Consider the following 8,668-nt stretch of genomic DNA (forward strand, 5'->3'; position numbering starts at 1 on the left):
GTTACTCGTAAGGGCCGTGGCTGGCATCGATGGGCAGCAGTAGCGTGTCGAAAATCAGCGAAAACGGCAGATCGAGCACGGTGAGATAGCGCCATGCGGAATCGCGGACATCCCACTGTACGCCGGGGTAGTACTGATTCCCGTGGCCCTGTCCGGGAATGGTGCGGCTGATGATGCTGCCGCAGCCGCTGAGCAGGCATGCCATCATGACGACGATGATTACTTTCATTTCTGACCTCTAAAAAAATACCGGCCTCACAGCCGGTATTTTATTTGGCGGGTGGCGCTTCGCTTACCCGCCCTACTTAACAACTTACTTCGTCTTCAGGGCCAGCGGATTCAGCTTCACGTCCTTGTAGTAGTTCACCCACGAAGAGTATCTCTCCGGAGAAGTCCACACGCGGTAGTGAAGCCGTGCCATCGTCACCGGATCGCTCAACAGCACCAGACGACGGTCGCGGTTAAGCTTTTCTGGCGTCTCGTTCAGCGCCTGCTCAACGTGGCGATCGCGGGCGATCTCCAGCACCTGGCTGGCGCGGTGACGCGCAGTCGCCATCGCGGTTGCCAGCGCATTGAATGACGGGTTAAACACGGCGTGCATAAAGCCATCATCCAGCGTGCGTTTGCGGTTCTGCTCCAGATAGGTATCGGTATCCACCAGCACCTGCGGCGGAGAATACTCTTCCGGGATCAGGAACAGCTTCCAGCGTTTGGTACGCAGTCCCACCGTAGAACGGCTGGAAATCACCGACACAAACGGCGACAGGATCAGCGAGAAGACGATTGGCGCCAGCCAGAACAGGAAACGCAGATCCAGCCAGGCCATACCAACGGCCCACACCAGGCCCAGCAGCAGCTGAGAGCCGTGGCGCATAAAGGCTTCACTCCATGGCGTAGAGTCATCGTCACGCTGCGGTGAATTCCACACCACTTCCCATCCCAGGAACGCGCTCACCACGAATACCGTGTGGAACAGCATACGCACCGGTGCCAGCAGGACCGAGAACAGCACTTCCAGCAGCAGTGAAAGGGTTACGCGGCAGAAACCACCGTACTCCTTCGAACCTTTACACCAGATCAGAATGATACTGAGTAGCTTAGGCAGGAACAGCAGCACCATGGTCGACGCGAACAGCGCAATCGCCAGCTCCGGACGCCACTGCGGCCACACCGGGAACAGCTGGCGCGGTTGCAGGAAGTACTGCGGCTCCGTCAGGGCATGCACAACCTGCAACGCGGTCGAGAGTGCCAGGAACATAAACCACAGCGGCGCAGACAGATAGGACATGACGCCCGTCAGGAACACCGCACGGTGAACAGGGTGCATCCCCTTCACCAGGAACAGGCGGAAGTTCATCAGGTTACCGTGACACCAGCGGCGGTCGCGCTTGAGCTCATCCAGCAGGTTCGGCGGCAGCTCTTCATACGAGCCCGGCAGATCGTAGGCAATCCAGACGCCCCACCCTGCGCGACGCATCAGCGCGGCTTCCACAAAGTCATGCGACAGAATGGACCCGGCAAACGATCCTTCACCCGGCAGCGGCGCCAGGGCGCAGTGCTCGATGAATGGCTTCACGCGGATAATGGCGTTGTGGCCCCAGTAGTGAGATTCACCCAGCTGCCAGAAGTGCAGACCGGCAGTAAACAGCGGCCCGTAGACGCGGGTCGCAAACTGCTGGCAGCGCGCATACAGCGTGTCCATACCGGACGCTTTTGGCGAGGACTGAATAATACCCGCGTTCGGATTGGCTTCCATCAGACGGACCAGCCCGCTCAGGCAGTCGCCGCTCATCACGGAGTCCGCATCCAGTACCACCATGTAGCTGTACTGGTTACCCCAGCGACGACAGAAGTCATCGATGTTCCCGCTCTTACGCTTAACACGACGACGACGACGACGGTAGAAGATCTGCCCTTCGCCCTGCACTTCAGCAATCAGCTCCATCCAGGCTTTTTGCTCTGCCACGCAGATATCCGGGTTGTAGCTGTCGCTCAGGATGTAGACGTCGAAATGCGCCGCGTTACCGGTCGCCTTTACGGACTCCCAGGTGGCACGCAGCCCGGCGAATACGCGGTCAACATCTTCGTTACAGATAGGCATGATCAGCGCGGTACGGTGCTCAGGATTGAGGGGTTCATCCCCGACCGTCGACGCGGAAATGCTGTATTTGTCACGCCCCATCAGCAGTTGCAGGAAGCCCATCAGCGCCGTCCAGAACCCGGCGGAGACCCAACAGAACAGCACGGCAAACAGCAGAAGGATGCCGCTCTGTAAAATATACGGCAGCAGCTGCATGAAGGAGACCCAGATATCCTGGCCAATCATGTCAGCAGGGTTAATCAGTGCCCAGCCTTGGTACGGCAGAATAGTTTTCATGTACCAGGTGGCGACAACCGTCTGTGCCAGCGTCAGCAGCAGCAGAATGTAACGACGAATCGTTCCCACGGTACGCCATTTCTGCTCGGACGCCTGTTGTTCTTTGGTCAGACGTGACAGATAGCGCGGCGTCACGTCACGCCCACGCAGGCGATCCCAGAAGCGACCCACCGGGTTGGTGCGCCACGGATCGGGGAACATAGAGGAACGCGTGGCCTTCGGCATCGCCTGTAGCTGGTCACGCCCTTCGTCATCCTTGATTAACTGCCCTTCTGCCAGCGAGTCTGGCCATGCCTGCTCCAGACGTGCCTTCACTGACCCCAGCGGCGTATCATCATCACGGGAAAAGTGACGATGTTCACCATCCAGCGCGGTGTGAACCGCGCGGATGTCGCTCGCAGGGAGTGCCGCTTTTTCAATGTCCGTTAGCGGCATGGCATCAATATATTCAGATGTATTATTCATTGGCAGGTAGCTGATAGCTCCAGGTTTCACTCAGCGGCTTATCGTTACTGACCAGCGCGGCGCGCATTTCAGTGGTCTGTTTCGGATCTTTCACCTTCACGCGCAGGGTCAAACGCCACCCTTTGGTGACCGGATTGTAACGCACGGCGTTCTCAACGATTTCACCGTTATCGCCAATACTGGCCTGTGCCGTCACGGCAGTATCCGGCGCCAGTTTTTTCATATCCTGCCCGGTGAAGTCCACGATAAATGCCAGCGTGCCATCCGGCTGACGAATCAGGTTGGACTGCTTCACGTCCCCCGTAGAACGACGCGTCTGCATCACATACGCGTTATCCGGTGCGTGCAGTTTGTCTTCGTCACGGCTGAAGGTGATCGCATACTTGAAGTTCATCTCTTTACCGGCTTCAGGCAGCTGATCCGGTGTCCAGTACGCCACGATGTTATCGTTGGTTTCATCATTGGTTGGAATTTCAACCAACTCAACCTTGCCTTTACCCCAGTCGCCTTTCGGTGTAACCCAGGCGCTTGGGCGCAGATCGTAGCGGTCGTCCAGATCTTCAAAGCGGGAGAACTGACGGCCACGTTGCAGCAGACCAAAGCCCTGCGGGTTTTCCATCGCAAAGCTGCTGACGGCGAGGTGTTTCGGGTTGTTCAGCGGACGCCAGATCCACTCGCCGTTACCAGCATGAATGGAAAGGCCATTAGAATCATGCAGTTGAGGGCGGAAGTTAGTCGCCGGAGACGGCTGATTCGGCCCGAACAGGAACATGCTGGTCAGCGGCGCGACGCCCAGTTTGCCCACTTTATCGCGCAGGTAAACTTTAGACTGCACGTCAACCACCGTGTCACGCCCTGGCATGATCACGAAGCGATAAGCGCCTGTCGCACGAGGGGAGTCCAGCAGCGCATAAATTGTCAGACGTTTGTCGGTTGGTTTTGGACGTTCGATCCAGAACTCGCGAAAACGTGGAAATTCTTCACCTGATGGCAGCGCGGTATCAATTGCCAGACCGCGCGCAGAAAGCCCGTATACCTGCCCCGCGCCAATCACGCGGAAGTAGCTGGCGCCAAGCATGCTGACGATTTCGTCGTTTTTATCTTTGCTGTTAATCGGGTAAAGCACCTTGAAGCCTGCGAAGCCGAGGTCTTTCACCGTGTCTTTATCGTGTTGCACATCGCCAAAATTGAAATAATCCGGGCTGTACTTGATTTTACGTACCGCGGTCGCCGTCACTTCATTGATGGCAACCGGCGTGTCGAAGTACATACCCTGGTGGTAAAATTCAAGCTTGAACGGGGTTTTAATATTGTTCCAGTACGCTTTATCGTGATTGAACTGGATCTGCTGATAGTCCGCGTATTTCATGTCGCGGAAAACGGAGGGCAGGTTACTTTTTGGCGCTTCGTAGCTCTTGCCCGCCATCGATTTAGCCTGTTTTGCGACATCATCGATGTTAAAGGCCAGTGCAGATGAGGTATACAGTGACAACAGCACTGCTACACCCAACCAACGCATTTTCATCATTTGTGGTTTATGTTTCATAATAAGTAAGCACTTCCCCCTTTGTGTGCTTATATCGATCCGATCCATTTTAATGGAAACTCAGGCAATCCGACAACATTATCACTGCTTTGTTCAGCTCGCTGGCTCATGGATTAAGCAAATGAAAGAACCCGCTTTTCACTTTGCGTGCTTATCCTGGAGACAGGGTGTCGGTCTTGGTGTAGGGTTGGCTCCGAATGTAACCATTATGAGCCTTAGGGATAAGGCGAAAAGTCTGAGAATGCGCAAAGTTATATGAGCACAACCCCTGTACAACGTGAATATTTCCTCGACTCGATCCGCGCATGGCTCATGCTATTGGGGATCCCTTTTCATATTTCACTGATCTATTCCAGCCACACCTGGCATGTGAACAGCCAGATGCCCTCCTGGTGGCTGACGCTGTTCAATGATTTTATCCATGCCTTCCGCATGCAGGTGTTTTTCGTCATTTCAGGCTATTTCTCTTACATGCTCTTCTTGCGCTATCCCCTCAAGCGGTGGTGGAAAGTGCGCGTGGAGCGCGTGGGCATACCAATGTTGACGGCCATTCCGCTGCTGACGCTGCCGCAGTTCATCATGTTGCAGCATGTTAAAGGCAAGGCGGAAAACTGGCCTAATCTCTCGTTCTATGAGAAATACAACACCCTGGTCTGGGAGCTGATTTCCCACCTCTGGTTCCTGCTGGTACTGGTGGTGCTAACCACGGTGAGTTTGCTGATCTTCAGTCAACTGCGCCAGCGCGCGAGCGCCGCAACCTCGACCTTCTTCGCCAACATCACCCTGGGCAAGCTGTCGCTGCTGTTTCTTGCGCTGGGGGTCGCGTATGCCGCCGTCAGGCGTACGCTACTCATTGTCTACCCTCCCATTCTGAGCGATGGGCTGTTTAATTTCGTGGTGATGCAGACCCTGTTCTACATTCCCTTCTTCCTGATTGGGGCGCTGGCATTTATTCATCCCCGGCTTAAAGCGCTGTTTACCACCCCCTCCCCCTGGTGTGCGGTGGGTGCTGCGCTGGCCTTTGCCGCCTATCTTCTCAATCAGCGCTTTGGCAGCGGGGACGCGTGGATGTATGAGACAGAGAGCGTGATAACGATGCTGATGGGCCTGTGGATGGTTAACGTGGTGTTCGCCCTTGGCCATCGTCTGCTGAATTTTAAATCAAGTCGCGTCACCTATTTCGTTAATGCTTCACTGTTTATCTACCTGGTCCACCATCCGCTGACGCTGTTTTTCGGGGCGTACATTACGCCGCATATCAAATCGAATGCGCTGGGCTTCTTCACCGGTCTGGTCTTTGTGGTTGGCATTGCCATCGTGTTGTATGAAATCCACCTGCGGATCCCGCTTTTGCGTTTCCTGTTCTCAGGCAAACCTCAGGTTAAAGTGGGATAAAAAAACGGCGCCTCCAGAGCGCCGTTTTTGCTTTTCAGACATCAAAATGCCTGGCTGCGCGCGGTCAAAAGCCGCTGATACAGGTCGGCGGTGTGCTCATCGAAACAGACAAAAATGACTTTTTCCGGCATGGGTTTGAGGGAAAGGTAGTGATAAACGGTATTCACGGCGATCGTAGCTGCCGCTTCCTTTGGATAACCGTACACCCCGGTGCTAATGGCGGGGAACGCCATGGTCTTATAGCCGTTATCTGCCGCAAGCCGCAGGCAGTTACGATAAGCCTGCTCCAGAATCTCAGCCTCATGGCGGTCGCCACCGTGCCAGACGGGTCCAACGGTATGGATCACCGCTTTGGCCGGGAGATCGCCCGCAAGCGTAATAACAGCATGCCCCGGCGGGCACTCTCCCTGCTGCTGGCGCACGGTTTTGCATGCTTCAAGGAGCTGAGGGCCCGCGGCCCGGTGAATGGCACCATCCACCCCGCCCCCACCCAAGAGGGAGGAATTGGCTGCGTTGACGATCACGTCAACGTGCACCGTCGTGATATCGCCATGAATAACGTCGATTTGCGGTCTCATAAACACCCTCTGCAACCCGCCTTTTTCATCAGTGTATCGCAGAGGGAGAAGGAGAAAAACTGTCGCGAAAAAAACGGCGGTTAACGGTAATCCACCTGAACGACCGCAAGCGTTTTCTTTTCATTCAGGTATTTCATGGTGACAGCGGCCAGCGCTGAGTGAGGATGATGGCCCCGGAGCGCCTCGTCATAACTGATGGTATGCGTTTTCATACGGTTATTTTCCGGGCAGGAAATCGCAAACTGCCGATGCCGGGGCGTGACTTCGCACGGGTCAGCGACCACCGCGCCACGAAAATGAATCACCCCACCATTCTCTATAGTTGCTGAATAAGCCGGAGAAAAAAAAGAGGACAGGATCAGTCCCAGACCAGAAATAATACACGCTGCGGATTTGAACATTATTTGTACTCCTCAATGAAATTCGTCCTTGAGGGGTAAAAACGCTCCGTTATGACGTATCAATTTAAGCAACCCGTTTGCTGGGTTCTTGATATCAGCATAGCTTACCTGTGCAGCGCCGCCACTTTATTAAATCATTGATTTTATGAATGATTAAAGCGTGCTTGCCGGTGCGTTCCACTGCTGTAATAAATGAAGCGATTTTCCATCGGAAACGGTGACGATTATTTTTACCGCATCCCCTGAGCGAATATTTAAACTGATTCGCGTTAAATCAATCGGCTGATTAGCGGGTATAAAAAGAGTATTTTTCTGCCGCGATGTACTTTGTCCCCCCTGCCCCTGCCGGACAGATAACACCTCAACCTGACATTCGCAGGCGTCTGCCAGCGTGACCTGAGGAATAATGGTTGTCACATTTGCCTGCTGTGAGGTGCTGAACGTTATCTGGCTGGCAAGCGCGGCAAGGAGAATGAAGGTGCTCATGAGATCCTCCCGAAAAAAAACAGGGCGGATGCCCTGTTTTTTGGTACAGAAATGAATCAGTACTGGTGTGCGGTCGCGTTGTTGCCGAAGCCAACCTGGTGCACAGTCACCGTTGAGCCGGACGCTGTCTGGTCTACCGCCGCGCCGTTGCCGCCGCCGAACTGTTTCACGTTGATAACAGAATCTTTGCTATTCCACTGGTCGATGGTGGCGCTGTTACCAAAGCCTTTTTGCAGCAGATCGATAGAACTGTCATCAGAGCCCTGGCCAACGTCTGCGCCGTTACCGCCACCATGCTGGGTAATGGTCAATTCAGAATCTCGGGCGTCCGTCTGCAAAGCAAGCGCGGAGTTACCGCCGCCATACTGGTAAATGCTCAGGGTTGAGTCAGGGCCGTTATTGCCGCCACCCCAGCCACCACCGTGACCGCCGCCAAATTGTGGTACCGCACCTGCGAAAGCACTGCCAGAAACTACGATTGCTGCAATAACTGCCACTTTGAAAAGTTTCATGGTAAACCCCCATCGGATTGATTAAGGCGTCACACATCGCTAGCGTTGAATAACGCGAATAGCCATTTGCGACTGTCTCTGTACTACAACTGCTGTTTTCTGCGTACCATACTGCGTTATATTCGCCCTGTTACCCGAGCCTTTCTGGATAATCATGGCGGTGTTGCCAAAAGCGCCCTGCTTAATACTCGCATCGTTGCCGTTGCCGGTCTGATCGATATAAGCAAGGTTATACGTCCCTGACTGATCAACATTCGCGCGGTTATTCCCGCCCTCCTGGGAAATAACGGACAGCAATTTAGAACCGCCCTGGCGTACATCAGCATTATTTCCTGAACCCTGTTGACCAATAATGGCTGCCTGATTGTATGAAGCTTTACTTAATTCATTTATCGCAAAATTATATTCAGAACTGGCTAAATCTGAATCACCTGCGATTACAAACCCAGGCGCACCCAGTAATGTAAACATCATAAACAACGTTTTGTTTTTCATGCTGTCACCCTGGACCTGGCTATAAAAAGGTATTCCTTACTCCGTTAACGCGATTCGTTTTGTTAACGCCGCGTTACGGAAAAGAGTATGTCTGCCGAAACATGTTTAATATCTCACCCGTGCGCCTTATTTTTATATTCCCCTTCACCTCAAAGTCGTAAATCTCGCCTGAAACGATGGGATACTCGCCTAAAGCAGAAACCAAAAATGTCTTCCTGCGCTTGTACAACAGCGAGACAGGCTGTCCAACCTGTACCGGCTTCTTCAGACAAAAACGACAATGCCTTTTGTCACGCGCGTGACACGAAGCAAGTTTTCTTAAGAAAAAATTCCGGCTTAGGGAAGTCTTATGTTTTTAGCAGAGTTCATACTTTTTACCGGCTGGCTTACAATAATAAAAAACCAGATAATAC

10 protein-coding genes are annotated in these 8,668 nt (G+C 53.6%); 2 read left to right on the top strand and 8 right to left on the bottom strand.

Annotation, left to right across the window (positions count from 1 at the left end; genetic code table 11):
• Window position 1: 1 nt before the first annotated feature.
• The 3 genes from IM282_RS17730 to mdoG form a co-directional block, all read right to left on the bottom strand.
• Window positions 2-229 carry a YceK/YidQ family lipoprotein gene (locus IM282_RS17730; RefSeq protein ID WP_003858030.1) on the bottom strand — a complete coding sequence of 76 codons (228 nt, stop codon included), beginning with the start codon at window positions 227-229 and terminating at the stop codon, window positions 2-4.
• An 84-nt stretch (window positions 230-313) separates the two neighbouring features.
• Window positions 314-2,842, bottom strand: coding sequence for a glucans biosynthesis glucosyltransferase MdoH (gene mdoH, locus IM282_RS17735; RefSeq protein ID WP_022647707.1), 2,529 nt, complete (start codon window positions 2,840-2,842; stop codon window positions 314-316).
• Window positions 2,835-4,388, bottom strand: a complete 1,554-nt coding sequence (gene mdoG / locus IM282_RS17740) for a glucans biosynthesis protein MdoG (RefSeq protein ID WP_032622136.1) — start codon at window positions 4,386-4,388, stop codon at window positions 2,835-2,837. Before mdoG ends, mdoH begins: the two co-directional genes overlap by 8 nt.
• A 255-nt stretch (window positions 4,389-4,643) precedes the next feature.
• On the opposite strand from mdoG, the gene mdoC reads away from it, so the two are divergent.
• Entirely contained in the window at window positions 4,644-5,783 is a 1,140-nt protein-coding gene (mdoC, locus tag IM282_RS17745; protein ID WP_192970674.1) for a glucans biosynthesis protein MdoC, read from the top strand.
• A 41-nt stretch (window positions 5,784-5,824) separates the two neighbouring features.
• Here the strand turns inward: mdoC and ymdB are convergent, their stop codons facing one another.
• From ymdB to csgB, 5 genes are all read right to left on the bottom strand, one after another.
• Window positions 5,825-6,361: an O-acetyl-ADP-ribose deacetylase gene (ymdB, locus tag IM282_RS17750; RefSeq protein WP_022647704.1), complete on the bottom strand. Its 537-nt coding sequence runs from the start codon at window positions 6,359-6,361 to the stop codon at window positions 5,825-5,827.
• A gap of 80 nt (window positions 6,362-6,441) precedes the next feature.
• Window positions 6,442-6,762 carry a type 1 fimbrial protein gene (locus IM282_RS17755; protein WP_045307928.1) on the bottom strand — a complete coding sequence of 107 codons (321 nt, stop codon included), beginning with the start codon at window positions 6,760-6,762 and terminating at the stop codon, window positions 6,442-6,444.
• A 153-nt stretch (window positions 6,763-6,915) separates the two neighbouring features.
• Window positions 6,916-7,248: a curli assembly chaperone CsgC gene (csgC, locus tag IM282_RS17760; RefSeq protein WP_048966097.1), complete on the bottom strand. Its 333-nt coding sequence runs from the start codon at window positions 7,246-7,248 to the stop codon at window positions 6,916-6,918.
• Window positions 7,249-7,304: 56 nt separating this feature from the next.
• The gene (csgA, locus tag IM282_RS17765) at window positions 7,305-7,760 is read right to left on the bottom strand and encodes a curli major subunit CsgA (RefSeq protein WP_003858043.1); all 456 of its coding nucleotides are present in this window, start codon (window positions 7,758-7,760) and stop codon (window positions 7,305-7,307) included.
• Between the two features lie 39 nt (window positions 7,761-7,799).
• Window positions 7,800-8,255, bottom strand: a complete 456-nt coding sequence (csgB, locus tag IM282_RS17770) for a curli minor subunit CsgB (RefSeq protein ID WP_023299774.1) — start codon at window positions 8,253-8,255, stop codon at window positions 7,800-7,802.
• Between the two features lie 87 nt (window positions 8,256-8,342).
• Between csgB and IM282_RS21920 the strand changes: the two genes are divergently transcribed.
• On the top strand, window positions 8,343-8,668 hold a 326-nt coding region (locus tag IM282_RS21920), incomplete at its 3' end, for a hypothetical protein (RefSeq protein ID WP_226839908.1).

This window comes from Enterobacter cloacae complex sp. P29RS, from assembly GCF_014893445.1.
GTDB classification, from domain to species: domain Bacteria; phylum Pseudomonadota; class Gammaproteobacteria; order Enterobacterales; family Enterobacteriaceae; genus Enterobacter; species Enterobacter intestinihominis.